Raw genomic sequence first — 14594 nt, forward strand, 5'->3', positions numbered from 1 at the left:
AGCGGGGAGGCCCGTTTGCCCCCCTCTCGTTGAATCGTCAGGCAAAAAGCTGCCACGTCCGGACGACGAGAAATACGAGCGCAAAGATCGCCACCCACGCGAGCGCCATCTTCAGCCCGTCGGCCAGATTGAGCCGTCTGGCCGCGAGCGAGCTCAAGACCAGCGCAAAGGCCCCGACGAACCAGATCATCTGCACCGTGGTATCGCCGTTCACAATTCCACCTCCAGCCCGTCGTACCCAGGCTCGACGCCGTCAGGCAGCTCGCCGGCCAGATCGTCATAATCCATCGTATTGTCCATATGCGTGATAATGGCCCGCGGCTGGCCGACCTTGGCGAGTCCTTCGAGCGTCATCGCGAGATGCGGATGCGTGGGGTGCGGATAGCGGCGGAGCGCGTCGATCACGAACAAGTCGACCCCCTGGAAGAAATCGACCATTTCATCGGTAAAGCGTGAAAAATCCGTCGCATAGCCTATCTTGTGCGCACCGTCGCTGAAGATCAGGCCGCTGGCTTTTATCGGACCATGGGGCATTTCGAGTGCCGACACCTCGATCGGTCCGATCCATTGATGATCGGCCAGTTCGATCGGATCGACCGACGCCGGATAGCCTGCGTTGCCGGCAAAGGCGTAGGTGAAGCGCCATTTCAGAATATCGAGAACGTGCGCTCGGGCGTAGGCCGGTACTGCCGAACCGCGCAGGTGCATGATCTGGCGCAGATCATCGAGACCGTGCGTATGGTCGGCATGTTCGTGCGTCCATATCACCCCATCGACCTCTCCGATCCCGGCGTCGAGCAGCTGCAGACGCATGTCGGGGCTGGTGTCGACGATCAACCGGTATCCGCCGAGCGAGATCATGATCGAGGCCCGGCTGCGCAGGTTGCGTGGATTTTCGGGGTCGCACTGCCCCCAGTCGTTACCGATCCGCGGCACCCCCGACGAAGTACCGCACCCCAGAATGCGAACCTTCATGACGCGTGTGACGTCATGGCGCCGCCTTGTTGAAAAGTGCGTAGAAATTCGCGCCTGTCGCCGCTGCCAACGCCTCGCGGTCGTCGCCGCGCAGGTCCGCCAGAAATGCCAGCGTATCGGCCACGAAGGCGGGCTCGCCAGTCTTGCCGCGATGCGGGGCGGGGGCAAGGAAGGGGGAATCGGTTTCGATCAGCAGCCTGTCCTGCGGCAGCCATTTTGCTGTGGCCTGAAGATCGGCGGCATTTTTGAACGTCACGATCCCCGAGATCGAGATGAACAGCCCAAGGTCGAGCGCCGCTTTGGCGAAGTCGTCGCTCGCGGTGAAGCAATGGATCACGCCGGTATAAGGCGCCCTTTCCATCTCTTCGCCGAGCAGCGCTAGCGTATCGGCTTCGGCATCGCGAGTGTGGACGATAATCGGCAGGCCGGTCTGCTGCGACGCGTGGATATGGCGGCGAAAACTGTCCTGTTGCCGCACGCGATCGCTCTTGTCGTAATAATAGTCGAGCCCCGTCTCGCCGATCCCGATCACGCGCGGATGCGCGGCGCGCTCGACCAGCTTGGCGGTATCGACATCGGGATGATGATCGGCATCGTGCGGATGGATGCCGACGCTAGCCCAGACATCGGTATTGGCTTCGGCAGCAGCCAGGACGTCGTCCCACTCGCTCTCGCGCGTCGCGATGTTGAGCATTGCCGTAACGCCGCGCGCCCGCGCGCGCTCCAGCACCTCGCCCTGCTGCTCGGCAAGCCCGTTGTAATTGAGGTGGCAGTGCGAATCGACGAGCATCAAGCCTCCCCTTCCCCCTCGGGCAACTCGAGGCGCGGAAAGATGGGAACCGGCTGACCGACCGAAAAGCCGCTGGCAGCAAGCTTTGCAAACCATTCGGTGTCGGCAAGCGCGGCGAAGTCGCGCGCATCGTCGGCAATTCCCATCTGATCGAGCAGCGCGTCGGCCGCGGACGGCACCACCGGACGGATCGCAATCGCGAGTGTGCGAATAGCCCGAAAGAGAGTCATCAGCACAGCACGCATCCGTTCTGGATTGGTCTTGCGCAACGCCCACGGGGCCTGCGTATCAACATACTGGTTGCAGGCAAAAACCGCGCGGAGCCATTCCTCAATGCCGACGGAAAATGACAGCTCTTCAAACTCACGAGGAAGCAAATTTACCGCGGCGTCGCGAACGGCGCTCCTAAGAGCTAAATCTTCCTCGCTGGGAGAATAATCGTTCGAAATATCGCCATCCAAATTCTTGAAAATCATCGACAAGCTGCGCTGCGCAAGATTGCCGAAGCTGTTGGCGAGGTCGGCATTCGCGGTTCGCACGATCGCTTCGGCCGAATAGCTGCCGTCCTGCCCGAAGCTCACTTCGCGGAGCAGATAATAGCGCAGCGCATCGACGCCGAACTGTTCGGCGAGCGTCATCGGATCGACAACGTTGCCGAGCGATTTCGACATCTTCTCGCCGCGGTTGAGTAGAAAGCCGTGACCGAACACCTGGCGCGGCAGCGGCAGACCGGCACTCATAAGGAAGGCCGGCCAGTAAACAGTATGAAAACGAACGATATCCTTGCCGATCATATGAATGTTCGCCGGCCAGAATCGTGCGAAATCGCCGTCCATGTCGGGATAGCCAATGCCCGACAAATAGGTCGTGAGCGCGTCGACCCAGACATACATCACATGCCCGGGGCTGCCCGGCACCGGGACGCCCCAATCGAAACTCGTGCGCGATACCGACAGATCCTTTAATCCGCCCTCGACGAAGCGCAGCACCTCGTTGCGGCGGCTTTCGGGGCGGATGAAGTCGGGATTGTCGTTATAGAGCGCGAGCAGACGGTCCTGATAGGCCGACAGGCGGAAGAACCAGCTTTCCTCGACGGTCCATTCGACCGGCGTCCCCTGCGGCGACAGGCGAACGCCCCCTTCCCCGTCTGTCAGTTCGCTTTCATCATAGAAAGCTTCGTCGCGAACCGAATACCAGCCTTCATAGCGGTCGAGGTAGAGGTCACCATTGGCTTCCATCGCCCGCCAGATCGCCTGCGATGCGCGATGGTGCGCCGGGTCCGACGTGCGCATAAAATTATCATAGCTGATATTCAGCTTGCTATACATCTCACGGAAATATCCAGACATTTCATCAGCAAGATCGATCGTTGCGCGACCCTGGTCGCGCGCGGTCTGATACATCTTCAGCCCATGTTCGTCGGTACCGGTGATCAGGCGCACGTCGCGGCCGCGCATCCGCTGGAAGCGCGCCATCACGTCGGTCGCGATGGCCTCGTAGGCGTGACCGATATGCGGGCGGCCGTTGGGATAGCTGATGGCGGTGGTGATATAAAATGGTTCGGACATGCGCGCGCCTTAGCCGCTGGTGCGGCCAAGGGAAAGCGTCAGCGTGCCGCCTGCCCGCCGCGCGGCGCGAGTTCGGCGAGGCAGTTGCCGATCTCGAACCCCACCATCGCCCCGTCATAAGACCCGCGCACCGCATCGCGCACCGTCCGCTGGATGCGGTCCCATTGACCGAGCACCGGTGCGATCTCTCCCAGCGGGCGTTCGCGCGCCAGCCGTGCCAGCAGGCCCGGCACGATGTCGATCACCAGTTCGAGCCGCGCCCGGTTGCTGGTGCCCCCGACTTCGCGCGCCAACGCTTCGCGTAGCCGATTGTCGCGATCACCGCCGGTCGCTATCGCCAGCAGTTTCTTTTCCATGACCGCGACATCGCTGTCGATGAGCGCCAGCGCCTTGCCGGGAACCCCGCCCGAAGCCGCGACGATCGCGCGCACCTCGGCCATGTCGAGCATCGGGCGCAGGTCGTGCAGCCACGCCGTCATGACGTCACGCTCAACGGGTTGAAAACGCAGAATTCTGCAGCGTGACCGGATTGTGGGCAACAGGCGCCCCGGCGAATGACTGACGAGCAGGAACAAGGTTTGCGCCGGCGGCTCTTCGAGCGTCTTGAGCAGCGCATTGGCGCCGTCGGCTTCCAGATCGTCGACCGCATCGATGACAACGACGCGCCACGCGCCGAGCGACAGCGAAAGATGAAGGCGGCGGATCATGCCGCGGACCTGATCGATCGTGATGTTGCGCGCGAGATCCTTGCTCTTGTCCTTCACCTGCCGCGTCAGATGGATGATCTCGGGGTGATTCCCCGCCGAAACGAGCCTGCCCGCCTGTTCATCGCCGGGATCGTCGAGCGACAGCGGCGCCCCTCCCTCGCCCGCCCGGTCGTGCGTGACCAGAAAGCGGGCGACCCGTGCGGCAAAGGCGCCCTTCCCCATTCCCTGCGGCCCGGCGAGGAGCCAGGCGTGGTGGAGACGGCCGCTTGTCCAGGGCTCCAGAAAGGCCTTCTCGGCGTCGTGATGGCCGATCATGGCAGCCATTCGGCAAGCTCCGACAACAGGGCGGCGGTAACCGCGGTCGCCGGCGCATCGGCGTCGACAAGGCGCCAGCGTTGGGGCTCCGCCGCCGCAATCTCGGCGAAGCGCGCGGCGAGCCGGGCCTGATAATCGGCGGGCTTGCTGCCCATGCGATCGGCACCGGCGGCATCGCGCGCCGCCAGTCGCCGGCGCGCCTCTGCCGCGGAAACGGTCAGGAGGAAGGTCCGGTCGGGCAACAGGCCAAGCGAACCGAAGCCGTGCAGCATCATGATGTCGGCGTCGGTGATCCCCCCTCCCGCCCCCTGATAGGCGCGGGTTGAATCGACAAAGCGATCGCATAGCACCCAGGCGCCACGTTCGAGCGCGGGCCGGATCGTGCGCGCGACATGATCGGCGCGCGCAGCGGCGAAGAGCAGCGCTTCGCTACGCGCGTCCCACCGATCGTCGTCCCCCTCCATCAACAGCGCGCGGATCGCCTCGGCACCAGTGCTACCGCCCGGTTCGCGCGTCGCGACGACGTCGATCCCGCGTTCGGCAAGCGCCGCGGCCAGCGCGCGGATCTGCGTCGACTTGCCGACCCCTTCGCCGCCCTCGAGCGTGATAAAACGCCCCCTCATCGGCCGGCGAGCCGATAAAAACCGCTGCGCAGACGTGTCCAGACGCCATCGACCGGCGCCACGTCCTTCGCCGCCAGCAATGGCGTGGTTTGCGGCGGCAGGCCGTCGGGGGTCACGATCAGACGCGCGATCGGAGTGCCGCGTTCGATCGGGGCGTTTTGCGGGCTGCGGCTCTGCATCGCGGCGCGATAGCCGCCGGCATATCCCTTGGGAACCGTCATTCGGACCGCAATACCGGCTTCGGCCATCACGCTCGGCCGTGCGCCGCGTTGCACCTCGACCGCCCCGACCTTGGTGCCCGCGGGCACCAGTTCGCGGCCTTCCCATGCGTCAAAGCCCCAGCGCATCAGCCGTTCGGCCTCGTCGCGCCGCGCCTTTTCACTCTTCATGCCCGCTACCACCATGATCAGGCGCCGGCCATCGCGCTTTGCCGAACCGAGAAAGCAATAGCCCGCTTCGGCGGTGTGACCGGTCTTGAGGCCGTCGGCTCCGGCAAAGCGCCCCAGAATGGGGTTGCGGTTCGGCTGGATGATCGGCTTGCCTTCTGGCGACACGCCATGCTGCAAGCGCGGGATCGAAAAATAGCGTGCATAGCCATCGGGATGGTCGCGGATCAGCCGGTCCGCCAGCGTTATAAGATCGGCAGCGCTTACCTTGGTCACGCCGCCATCGGGCCAGCCGTTCGGGGTGCCGAACTTGCTCGACGTCATGCCTATTTTGGCCGCCATCGCATTCATTCGCTTGACGAAATCGGCTTCGCTGCCATCGATCCCGACCGCCAGCGCCGCGGCGGCGTCGTTACCCGACACAGTGATCAGGCCCTTGAGCAATTCATCGACCGAAATCTTTTCGCCGGCGCGCAGGAACATCGTCGACCCGCCGTTGCTGCCGTTCCATTTGCGCCAGGTCGCTTCGCTGACCGTGAAGACCTTGTCGCGCGACAATTCGCCGCGCTTGATCAGGTCGAGCACGACATAGGCGGTCATCACCTTGGCCATTGAGGCCGGCGCGAAGCGTTTGCCCGCGCCGCGGGAAAAAAGGATCGCGCCCGAATCGAGATCCTTCAACATCACGATCGGCGCTTCGGTTACGTAGAGCGGCCTGCTCACCGCGCCCGGCTTCGGCTTGTCATTCCCTGCCGAAGCCGCCGGAAAGGTGCTTGCAAGCGCCGTTACCGCCAGTCCGGCGCCTATAGCGCGCGCGATTCCGTTTCGACGCTGCACGGCTTAGCGGTCGCGCAGGACGGTCGCGTCGCGGAAACCTTCGGCCTTCGCCTTCTCCTGTGCGGCTTTTGCTTCGCCGTCACTGGCAAAGGGCCCCATGCGGACGCGCCACAATTTGCCGGCTTTGTCGACATGGCCGCCGACCGATTTCGCTGCGACATTGGCCCGCGCTTCGCTGCTAAACGCGCCGACCTGAACGACGAAGCTTCCCGCAACCGCTTTGGGTGCCGGTTCCGCTTTCTTTTCGGGTGTAGCCGGCTTGGCCGCCGGGGCCGGCTTGGAAGGTTCGGGCTTTTTGCTGCTGGTTACCGCCATCCGGTCGTCGCCGGGTTTGGCCTGAGCCGATGCTGTCGGCGGCGCCGGTTGATCGGGAACCGTGGCGGCAGCCGCTTTGGGCACGGGCACCTGCTTGATCTTGGTCCGCAGGATCGACAGCAGCGATTCGGGCGTTGCCAGCCGCTCGGGTACAGGCCTGCCAGCGCGAAGCTGCGCGCGCTCGGCGGCGGGCGGATTGGTCCGGCGCACGCGAACCGCGCTCACCGCATCGGTCAGCCCGAGCTGTGCAGCGGCGCCGCGCGACAGGTCGATCAGCCGGTCGTTGCTCATCGGTCCGCGATCGTTGACACGAACCAATATCGTGCGCCCGGTATCGAGCGCCGTTACCTCGACATAGCTGGGCAGCGGCAGCGTCTTGTGTGCCGCACTAATACCGTCGGGGTTGTATATCTCGCCATTGGCGGTCGGCTTGCCCGCCGCTTCTTCGCCATACCAGCTTGCATAGCCAACATCGTCATAATCGGCGACATCCGCGGGCGTGTAGGTCGTGCCCGCGATGGTATAGGGATCGCCGAGTTTCACCGGCACGTCCGATACGCCATTGTCGGCAGGTGCCGTCGCGGGCGCAGCGGCGACCGCCGTATTGCTCTTGCCGTCAAAGCTGCCGCATGCCGCCAGCGCCAATGCCGTTCCTGCGACCAGCGTGGCCGCGCCCCCGCCCCTAACGATCGATTTCATCCGCCAGCAACCCCACAGAAAGTGCGTAAAAGTTCGAACAATTATAGTCGAGTATCGCACGATAATTACCGGTCAGCAAATAGGCGGTCTTTCCCGGGCCGTCGGGTTCGAGCAAGGTCGCCTGAATATGGTCCGCCGGCCAGCGTCCGCTCACTGGCTGGAACCCGGCGGCGCGCCATTCAGCCATCGACCGCCAGCGGCTGTAGCGGGCGAAAACGCGCGGGCAGCGTGTCGGCTCGAGCCGGGTTCCCATTGCCGAACGGCCGAAGCCGTCGGGAACGCGCACGGCAACGCCCCATGGTTCGCCCGCATGCCAGCCTGCCCGGCGCAGGTAGGAACCGATCGACTCGACCGCGTCGGCCTCGCTCGACCAAATGCGGGCAACGCCGTCGCCGTCGCCGTCCTCGGCAACCTTGAGATAGACCGAGGGGAGGAATTGGGGATAGCCGAACGCGCCCGCCCAACTGCCCTTCAGCACCTCGCGCGGAACGCCCTTTTCGACCATTTCGAGCGTCGCGATGAATTCAGGCTCGAACAGGCTGCGGCGGCGTCCCTCATAGGCAAGCGTCGCCAGCGCTTCGGGCAGGTCGAAATTGCCGGTTACCGCCCCATAAGCGGTTTCGTGCCCGAAGATTGCAATCATGATGCTCGTCGGGACGCCCGTTCGCTCCTCGATCCGCGACAGCAACGGCAACAGGCGGTCGTGGACGCGGCGCCCGCCATTGATACGCGCGGCGTCGACATGCTTCTCCTTATAGGGCGCAAAGGCCGGGATCGGCGTATCGGGACGCGGCGGCGCGCCCAGATTGTCGCGATCAAGCGCCACGACGCGCGCATTGAAGCGAAGCCCGCTCGTCACCCGGTCGAAGGTCGCGCGCGAAACGCCGCGCGCCTGCGCCTTGGGCCAGAGCGACTGAACATAGGTGTCGAAGCCGGGATCGGCCGCCTGCGCGTGCAGCGGCGCCGAAGCCGCCATGGTCCAGGCCGAGAGGAGGACACCGATCCGGGCGAGGAGGCGTCCGATTCTGAATGGTTTAGCGTGCATATGTCCCACCCTATAGGGCGTGTCTGCCACGGATACAGCCCCCTTGGCCAGCCATGGGCAGGACAGGACGAGTCATTCGCGCGCCGGACCGTTCGCACCGCGCGCGCCAAAGGTTTCGCTTGCCGCGCGCCGCCGCCGCGCTATGTCGGCGCCGCAAGGACAGGTGGCCGAGTGGTTTAAGGCAGCGGTCTTGAAAACCGCCGTGGGTGGAAGCTCACCGTGGGTTCGAATCCCACCCTGTCCGCCAATTGCCATTGATTTAATTGATATTTTTTCAACAGAGCGACGATGCTCCCATAACCGCTCCCCGATAGACCGGGCGCTTGGGGCTTTGGCGTTGGCAATCCTGCCGGAACGGTTTTCCAGATCGGGCAGGCAGTGTCAGGGGATTTGCCCGGCTGGTGCGGGTGCAGTTCGATACACACCGAACGCGACAAATCGCGGCTGGAAATGGCGGAAAGCCAGGCCTGAGCGGCTATGGCTGCTTCACCGTCAAAAACGACTGGCAACGGCCAACTGACCGAAAGCCCCGAAATGCGCGGTATGGGAGCCAACTAAATTCAAGTCACGGCATATCGCGCACCAGCCGCGCAATTTCCTTCACGTATCGGGCCGCTGCCTTTGCCTTTGCAGAATAGCCGCCATGCTTTCGGGCGTTGTGGTTGCCCCTAGGTGCGCCGGGATTCTTGCCGCCGTGCATCCGGCAGCGGCGCTTGCCCTTCACCGCCGGGGACTGGCACTCCGCTCCCGAACGGGTCCGGGCTAGGCAGCGCGGCGATTGCGTCAGCCGGGCCGGTTGCATCGGATTGTTTGACTGATTTTCCATTTTCCCGGTCCCCCGTGTGCTGGTGGAAATGATCGGCAACCACGGCCTGCCCGCCTTCGTTCACATGCACATGCTTCACGGTTTGCTCGCGCGGCTGGTGGAGCCTTGCCAGTGCCTCTAGCGTGGAACGACAGGCAGCTTGGGCCTTGAGAGCCAGCCGCATGTATCTGTCCGCCGCGTCGGGATAGTGCCCCATGTTGTTACCTGAACGTCGGGCCATTTCGGTAAAGAGCGCGTCCAGCGAGATCGCTTGCGAAGTGAATATCCGGCTGGCCAGCGACAGGTCGCCTTTCATGGCGCGCTGAATTTCCTCTGACAGCACTGCGCTACTTTCGGCAATATCGGGCTTTAGCTGGTCGCCAAACATTTGCGAGCCGAACGACATTGCCAAATTGGCATTGCGGGTTTGCGGGTCCAGCGTGATCCGGGCCAGCGTCCGCCCGATTTTTTCGTCTGTCCGCTTTTCGACTTCGAGCTTGCCAATTTCGCCCGGTGCCACCAGTCCATCTTCGGGATTGGCCTTCGCCTTTTTCGCCATTGTCAGTCCTTTGCTTTTCGCGCCTTCGCGCCAATGTTCTGAGAGGTTCCGCAGCGTTTGCCGATCACGCGCCCGCCCGGCTCCAGCCGCTCTAGGACGAATTGTGACGCGGCCTCAGGGCTTGCCCCTTTCAGGACATAGGCAAGCGCCGCCTCCAGATTGACGGCGTGGAGATCGGGATTGCCTGCCTCCAGCCCCAGCCGTCCGCCAATCGGCTTGCTGTGGATCACGCGCGCCCGATAAGGCTGCCCGGTGATGCGGCGAAGCCAGCCCCGTTGCAGCGCCGTAACAACGGCCACGAGATCGGCAGGCACATGGGCGAGCAAGTGGCAGTGCCCGCCCTTGTCATTGCCGTTGCCGGGGACATTCTCATGCGTCCAGAGCCATGCCGTGCCGCTGCCATGCCGTGCCAGCGCCTTTGTCAGCAGGTCGGTAAAGCGATAGGTCGCCTTCGCCATGCCCGCCAGTGGCACTCCAGCGGCCTGCCAGTGAATCGAGATCATGCGGGTGAAGGGCAGCCCGATTTTTTCGGCATGGCGCTCAGCGGCCTTGAGATTGCCAATCTGAGCGGCTGTCAGTGCATGGCTTTCCCGGTTGGCACGGTTGCGCGCGCCGCCTCTGCCAGTGCGTCCAGCGGAAAGGGCTGCCACACCAGAGGTAAGGTAACTAATCGCAAGCGCCGTGCCAGTTACGGCAATCGGCGGATTTGCGGGCGATTGCGGCTGGTGCGGTGCAATTGAAACTCCACCGAAACTGCAATCCCGGTGGAGTTTCAAAGCGCCGCCATGCCGGGCGCTATTGTGCGGCTTGGGCATGGCGGCAGAGATCATGCGGCAATCCAGACAATGGCCAGCTTGCCGGTGCTATTCGGCCTGCGCTGCCCGCTGTCACTGATAAGCCCCTTGCGCTTCAATTCACTGGTGCGCGGCTGGATTGACCAGCGATCCATATCCAGCCGTGCTGCCAGTTCATCGGCGGTAAGGCCGTGCGCGCCAGCATCGCGGATTGCGCCCTCTGCCATGCGCTGGAGCCGCCCCAGCTTGGGCGCAAGGGCATCGGCAGCGGCAATCGAGGTTTCCACGTTCCGGTGCCCCGGTGCATCAGGATAGGTGCTCATTCTGCGCCTCCCTCTGCCATCGGTGGCAAGCCCGCGCGGTCCAGTAGCTTCGCCAGCCAATCGGCCTGCGCTTCGCTCATGGGCACGGAATCGACGGCAAGCTGGCCAAGGAATTGCCCGGCCTTGCGGCTGAGCCGGTGATTGCCGGTAAGCAGGGCAAGCGCCGCTGCCCGGTGATCGGGAAAGGGGTGATCAGTCATTGCAACGGCCCTCCCCAAAGCAGAGCCGCGCCATATCCCGCGCCATCCAAGGCGACAGGCAGAAACGGGAGGAAAGCGTTTGAGCCTGCCAATCCGATGCGGTAGAGGGGGAATGCAACCAGCCGCGAAGTTGATTGCGTGAGACGCCGGGCTGCACCCCGGCGTTTCGCATATGTGCTGCCATCGCTCATGCTCCCGCCTGATAGGTGGGGAGGCTGGCCAGATAGGTTTCGAGATCGGCAAACGAGATCAACGTGCGCCGCCCGGCCTTGCGAGCCTTGAGATCGCCGCGCTTCAACGCCTCATAGATCGAGGTGCGCGACATGCCCGAATACTGCACCGCCTCGGGCAAGGTGCCGTATGCTTTTGTCATGGGATTTGTCCCTTGCTGTCCGCCGCGACAAGTGCGGCCAAGCAGGGACATGCCGCTAACCGGCTGGCCAAAATGGGGGTTCTTTCCCGCCCCAATCGGGGAGAGTTACGCCCCCACAACTAAAGGCCGGGAATTATGCCGTCTGCAAATTCCGCCGGGTGCTGCCGGTGCAGTTGGCAAGCCGCTTTCACAACCTCTGTCAGATTGGCGGTTTCACGCGCGCCGAACGCCAGCGTCACCATGCGGCCATAGAAGTCCATGAAGGGCGTTTGTGCCCTAATCCGGGCATCAGTTGGAAAGTTGTTTGCAGATACGGGCTGGCCAAATGCGGCTTCATAGATCGGGGCCAGGTATTGCCCCCGCTGCACTCTGAGCCGCCTTTCCTCCGATTGCCGCCACGGCCCTCGCTGGCTTTCGGTTGCCTTCGCAGCTTCCCGCATGAAACTGGCCAGCCAATCCAGTTCGGCAACGGCAGCCTTGAAACGGCGATAATCGGAAGGTTCGCCCATAACCATGCCGTCGCCAATATCGGTCCCGCCTTCGCCGTCCCAATGGTGCCAAGCGTGATCCCATAGCCGGGAGTCGGCAGCATGATCGCACTGGAATAGCTCCAGCCATGTTTGCCCGGTCAATGCTGCCAGCCGCTCCAGTTCCCTGCGAATATCGGCATTTGAAGTCCGTTCCGGGCCATCGGTAATGTTCGGCAAGGAAATGGCGAGCGAGCGCCTAACGGCCATCGCCAGCCAATCCATGTCCCTGCCCGGTGCCAGCGGAAGGGCGAAACCAGCCAAGGCGCTGGCAACGGCTTCCGTCGTGACTGCCTGTAGCATGTGATCCCTGCCGATGAAGGCGGCAAATTCGGCATCATCGGCAAAGCTCATTCTGACTTGGCCTTGGGCTTGCGTGTCCGCTTTCGCTTGAGTTCGATCACTTCCGCATCCGGCGCACAACACACCTGCCAAGCGTCCTGCATCACGGATTGACGAAACCTAAGCGCCACATGGGCGGGGAGGTGGAAGCGCAAGGCATCGCCCCCAGATTTGAACGTCACCAGCATGTGCCCGGTAGTGGCCTCAACCGCCGTTTCATCAATGTAGAGAATGCCGTTCATGCCGCCGCTCCCCGGATCGGCGAAACCTTGGCACCAGCCGCGCCGTTGCTGGCGCAATAGGTTGCCCAATCGGCCATGAGCCGCCGCCGCTTGTCGAATAGATCGCCGCGCCGGTAAGCCGCTTCGGACTTGTTGCCGATCACATGGGCCAGTGCCATTTCGCAGACTTCATGGGCATAGCCGGTGCATTCGGCTGCCCAATCACGGAAGCCGGAACGGAAGCCGTGAACGGTGCATTCCAGCTTCATGCGGCGAAGCAGCATCGACATGGCCATTGTGGACAGCTTGCCGCCCTTGTCGGCTGGAAACAGGCTGGCCTTGCCCAGCGGCTTCACGGCCTCCAGAATCTCGATAGCGCGCGGCGACAGCGGAATGCGATGTTCCTTGCCCGCCTTCATGCGGGACGCTGGCACGGTCCAGATCGCCTTGTCCAAATCGACTTCGGCCCAAGTTGCCCCCAGCACTTCGCTGGTGCGCGTGGCCGTGAGAATGACAAACTCCAGCGCCAGCGCCGCCATTGCCTCCCGCTCGCGCAGCTTCGCCATGAACGCCGGGATTGCCTCATAGGGCATGGCCTTGTGATGGCCGCGCGTGAGCCGGGAACGTGGCGGCAGGATTTGGGCGATATGGCCGCGCCAGCGAGCCGGGTTTTCTCCCTCCCGGTATCCGCGCGCCTTGGCGGCATCGAGCACGGTTTCAATCCGTCCCCTGATGCGGCTGGCAGTTTCGGGCTTATCCTGCCAGATCGGCTCAAGGATTTTCAGCACATGCGCCGTGCCAATTTCGGCAACCGGCAATTCGCCCATGACGGGATAGACGTAGCTGGCCAGCGTGTTGCGCCATTGCTGCCGGTGCTTGTCATTGCGCCAGCTTGCCTCATTCGCGCCGATATAGGCCTCTGCCACGGCCTTGAACGTCATTCCGGCAATCGCAGCCGCCTGAGCCGCCGCAAGCGCCTCTGTGGCCTCCCGCTGGCGTTCCTCCAGTGGATCAATTCCGGCCTTCACCTTGAGGCGCAGGGCATCGCGCGCCGTTCTGGCATCGGCAAGGGAAATGCCGCCTTGTCCAGCCGCGCCCAAGCCAATGTCGCGCGACTTGCCCTTGAGCATGAAGCGATAGACCCATGATCGCGCGCCGGTTTCCTTCACCAGCAAATGCAGCCCGCCGCCGTCCGCATGGCGTCCGGGTTTCGCATTCTTGACCGCCAAGGGCGTAAGAGCGTTGCTGAGCTTGCGGGGCATGGCTGGCGTCTCCGTTCCCAAATCCGTTCCCCGATAATACCCCGGTTTTATGGGAACGCAACTGGATAGAACGGGACGGGAACGGAGTTAGATTGAGCCGATTATCGCCTATTATCGGTGCCTATTTTAATGCTGGCGGACGCATCGGGATGCTAGTTTCGGGGACACCCTGTCCGCCATCGCCGCACGCGCCTAACGCGCGTCGTGAAATATGATGCCGAGCGTGAAGCGCTCGCCCCTGCGAATTTCGCTGACGCCGTGGCGCATTTTGACGCGGTAGGTGCCGCGTGTTCCGGCTCGCGGTGCTTCGTTGACCGCGAACACGACCGCGTCACCCATCCGCAGCGGCACGACATGTGCGCGCGACTGCATTCTCGGGCGCTGTTCGGTCAGGACGAATTCGCCGCCGTCGAAATCGACTTCCGGCTCGGACAGCAGGACCGCCACCTGAAACGGAAAATGGAGGTCGCCGTAAATATCCTGATGGAGGCAATTATAGTCGCCGGCGCGGTACCGTAGCAGCAGCGGCGTCGGCCGGACCTGTCCCGACGCGTGGCAAAGGCTTGTGAAGGCGGGCAGATCGGCGGGAAAGGAAGCGTTCGCTCCCAAACGCGCCGCCCATCGGTTCGCAAGCGGCGCCAGGCTTTCATACAGGCGCTGCCGCAACCGTTCGAGGACAGCGGGCAAGGGATAAGCAAAGTAGCGATATTCGCCGCGGCCAAAACCATGACGCTGCATCGTCACCGTGCTGCGAAAGCGCTCGTCGGCGTCGAACATCGCGGAAAGATCGGCGCAATCGGACGGGGTGAGCAGCTTCGGAAGCCGGTGCCATCCCCGCCCTTCCAGATCGGGTTCAAGCTGCGGCGTCCGTATTTCCGGCTCGGCGGTCATTGGCATCCTTCCTCTTCGTCGTGCGGTGAGACGCGGC

The 14594-nt window shown here is 63.4% G+C and carries 19 protein-coding genes and 1 tRNA gene; 1 reads left to right on the forward strand and 19 read right to left on the reverse strand.

All coding sequences use genetic code 11. The features are described 5' to 3' along the window. Positions 1-37 precede the first annotated feature (37 nt). The 9 genes from ATE59_RS17755 to ATE59_RS06320 are packed head-to-tail and all read right to left on the reverse strand — an operon-like array spanning position 38 to position 8191. Positions 38-214: a hypothetical protein gene (locus ATE59_RS17755; RefSeq protein ID WP_156001432.1), complete on the reverse strand. Its 177-nt coding sequence runs from the start codon at positions 212-214 to the stop codon at positions 38-40. Continuing rightward, complete coding sequence (locus ATE59_RS06285; protein WP_058811612.1) at positions 211-975, reverse strand: MBL fold metallo-hydrolase; 765 nt, start codon at positions 973-975, stop codon at positions 211-213. The genes ATE59_RS17755 and ATE59_RS06285 overlap by 4 nt, the downstream gene beginning before the upstream one ends. A gap of 13 nt (positions 976-988) precedes the next feature. Continuing rightward, positions 989-1765 carry a TatD family hydrolase gene (locus ATE59_RS06290; protein WP_058811613.1) on the reverse strand — a complete coding sequence of 259 codons (777 nt, stop codon included), beginning with the start codon at positions 1763-1765 and terminating at the stop codon, positions 989-991. After that, the gene (metG, locus tag ATE59_RS06295) at positions 1765-3333 is read right to left on the reverse strand and encodes a methionine--tRNA ligase (RefSeq protein WP_058811614.1); all 1569 of its coding nucleotides are present in this window, start codon (positions 3331-3333) and stop codon (positions 1765-1767) included. Before metG ends, ATE59_RS06290 begins: the two co-directional genes overlap by 1 nt. A 38-nt stretch (positions 3334-3371) precedes the next feature. Further along, complete coding sequence (locus ATE59_RS06300) at positions 3372-4364, reverse strand: DNA polymerase III subunit delta' (RefSeq protein WP_058811615.1); 993 nt, start codon at positions 4362-4364, stop codon at positions 3372-3374. Further along, positions 4352-4978: a dTMP kinase gene (tmk, locus tag ATE59_RS06305; RefSeq protein WP_058811616.1), complete on the reverse strand. Its 627-nt coding sequence runs from the start codon at positions 4976-4978 to the stop codon at positions 4352-4354. The genes ATE59_RS06300 and tmk overlap by 13 nt, the downstream gene beginning before the upstream one ends. Further along, entirely contained in the window at positions 4975-6201 is a 1227-nt protein-coding gene (locus ATE59_RS06310) for a D-alanyl-D-alanine carboxypeptidase family protein (protein WP_058811617.1), read from the reverse strand. Before ATE59_RS06310 ends, tmk begins: the two co-directional genes overlap by 4 nt. A gap of 3 nt (positions 6202-6204) precedes the next feature. Next, on the reverse strand, positions 6205-7215 hold the full coding sequence (locus ATE59_RS06315; protein WP_058811618.1) for a septal ring lytic transglycosylase RlpA family protein: 1011 nt from the start codon (positions 7213-7215) through the stop codon (positions 6205-6207). Further along, a complete protein-coding gene (locus tag ATE59_RS06320; RefSeq protein WP_058811619.1) occupies positions 7199-8191 on the reverse strand; it encodes a lytic murein transglycosylase in 993 nt (330 codons plus the stop codon). Before ATE59_RS06320 ends, ATE59_RS06315 begins: the two co-directional genes overlap by 17 nt. A 226-nt stretch (positions 8192-8417) precedes the next feature. Here ATE59_RS06320 and ATE59_RS06325 point away from each other — a divergent pair. Beyond that, positions 8418-8507, forward strand: a tRNA-Ser gene (locus ATE59_RS06325). A 318-nt stretch (positions 8508-8825) separates the two neighbouring features. Here the strand turns inward: ATE59_RS06325 and ATE59_RS18375 are convergent. The 10 genes from ATE59_RS18375 to ATE59_RS06370 all read right to left on the reverse strand — a co-directional run bounded on the left by ATE59_RS18375 (position 8826) and on the right by ATE59_RS06370 (position 14557). Further along, positions 8826-8984: a hypothetical protein gene (locus tag ATE59_RS18375; RefSeq protein WP_443029275.1), complete on the reverse strand. Its 159-nt coding sequence runs from the start codon at positions 8982-8984 to the stop codon at positions 8826-8828. Next, a complete protein-coding gene (locus tag ATE59_RS17760; protein WP_156416722.1) occupies positions 8929-9624 on the reverse strand; it encodes a hypothetical protein in 696 nt (231 codons plus the stop codon). The genes ATE59_RS18375 and ATE59_RS17760 overlap by 56 nt, the downstream gene beginning before the upstream one ends. A gap of 2 nt (positions 9625-9626) precedes the next feature. Further along, a complete protein-coding gene (locus ATE59_RS17765) occupies positions 9627-10454 on the reverse strand; it encodes a hypothetical protein (RefSeq protein WP_156416723.1) in 828 nt (275 codons plus the stop codon). Beyond that, positions 10451-10741: a hypothetical protein gene (locus ATE59_RS06340; protein WP_058811621.1), complete on the reverse strand. Its 291-nt coding sequence runs from the start codon at positions 10739-10741 to the stop codon at positions 10451-10453. Before ATE59_RS06340 ends, ATE59_RS17765 begins: the two co-directional genes overlap by 4 nt. Then, positions 10738-10941 (reverse strand): hypothetical protein, encoded by a 204-nt coding sequence (locus ATE59_RS06345; protein WP_058811622.1) that lies wholly within the window; start codon positions 10939-10941, stop codon positions 10738-10740. Before ATE59_RS06345 ends, ATE59_RS06340 begins: the two co-directional genes overlap by 4 nt. Before the next feature lie 187 nt (positions 10942-11128). After that, entirely contained in the window at positions 11129-11314 is a 186-nt protein-coding gene (locus ATE59_RS06350; RefSeq protein WP_058811623.1) for a helix-turn-helix domain-containing protein, read from the reverse strand. A 119-nt stretch (positions 11315-11433) separates the two neighbouring features. Beyond that, on the reverse strand, positions 11434-12195 hold the full coding sequence (locus tag ATE59_RS06355) for a hypothetical protein (protein WP_058811624.1): 762 nt from the start codon (positions 12193-12195) through the stop codon (positions 11434-11436). Next, positions 12192-12425, reverse strand: coding sequence for a hypothetical protein (locus ATE59_RS06360; protein WP_058811625.1), 234 nt, complete (start codon positions 12423-12425; stop codon positions 12192-12194). The genes ATE59_RS06355 and ATE59_RS06360 overlap by 4 nt, the downstream gene beginning before the upstream one ends. Next, positions 12422-13666, reverse strand: coding sequence for a tyrosine-type recombinase/integrase (locus tag ATE59_RS06365; RefSeq protein ID WP_058811626.1), 1245 nt, complete (start codon positions 13664-13666; stop codon positions 12422-12424). Before ATE59_RS06365 ends, ATE59_RS06360 begins: the two co-directional genes overlap by 4 nt. Positions 13667-13858: 192 nt before the next feature. Then, complete coding sequence (locus tag ATE59_RS06370; protein WP_058811894.1) at positions 13859-14557, reverse strand: 2OG-Fe(II) oxygenase; 699 nt, start codon at positions 14555-14557, stop codon at positions 13859-13861. Positions 14558-14594 lie beyond the last annotated feature (37 nt).

It is taken from the genome of Sphingopyxis sp. A083 (genome assembly GCF_001468495.1).
GTDB lineage: Bacteria > Pseudomonadota > Alphaproteobacteria > Sphingomonadales > Sphingomonadaceae > Sphingopyxis > Sphingopyxis terrae.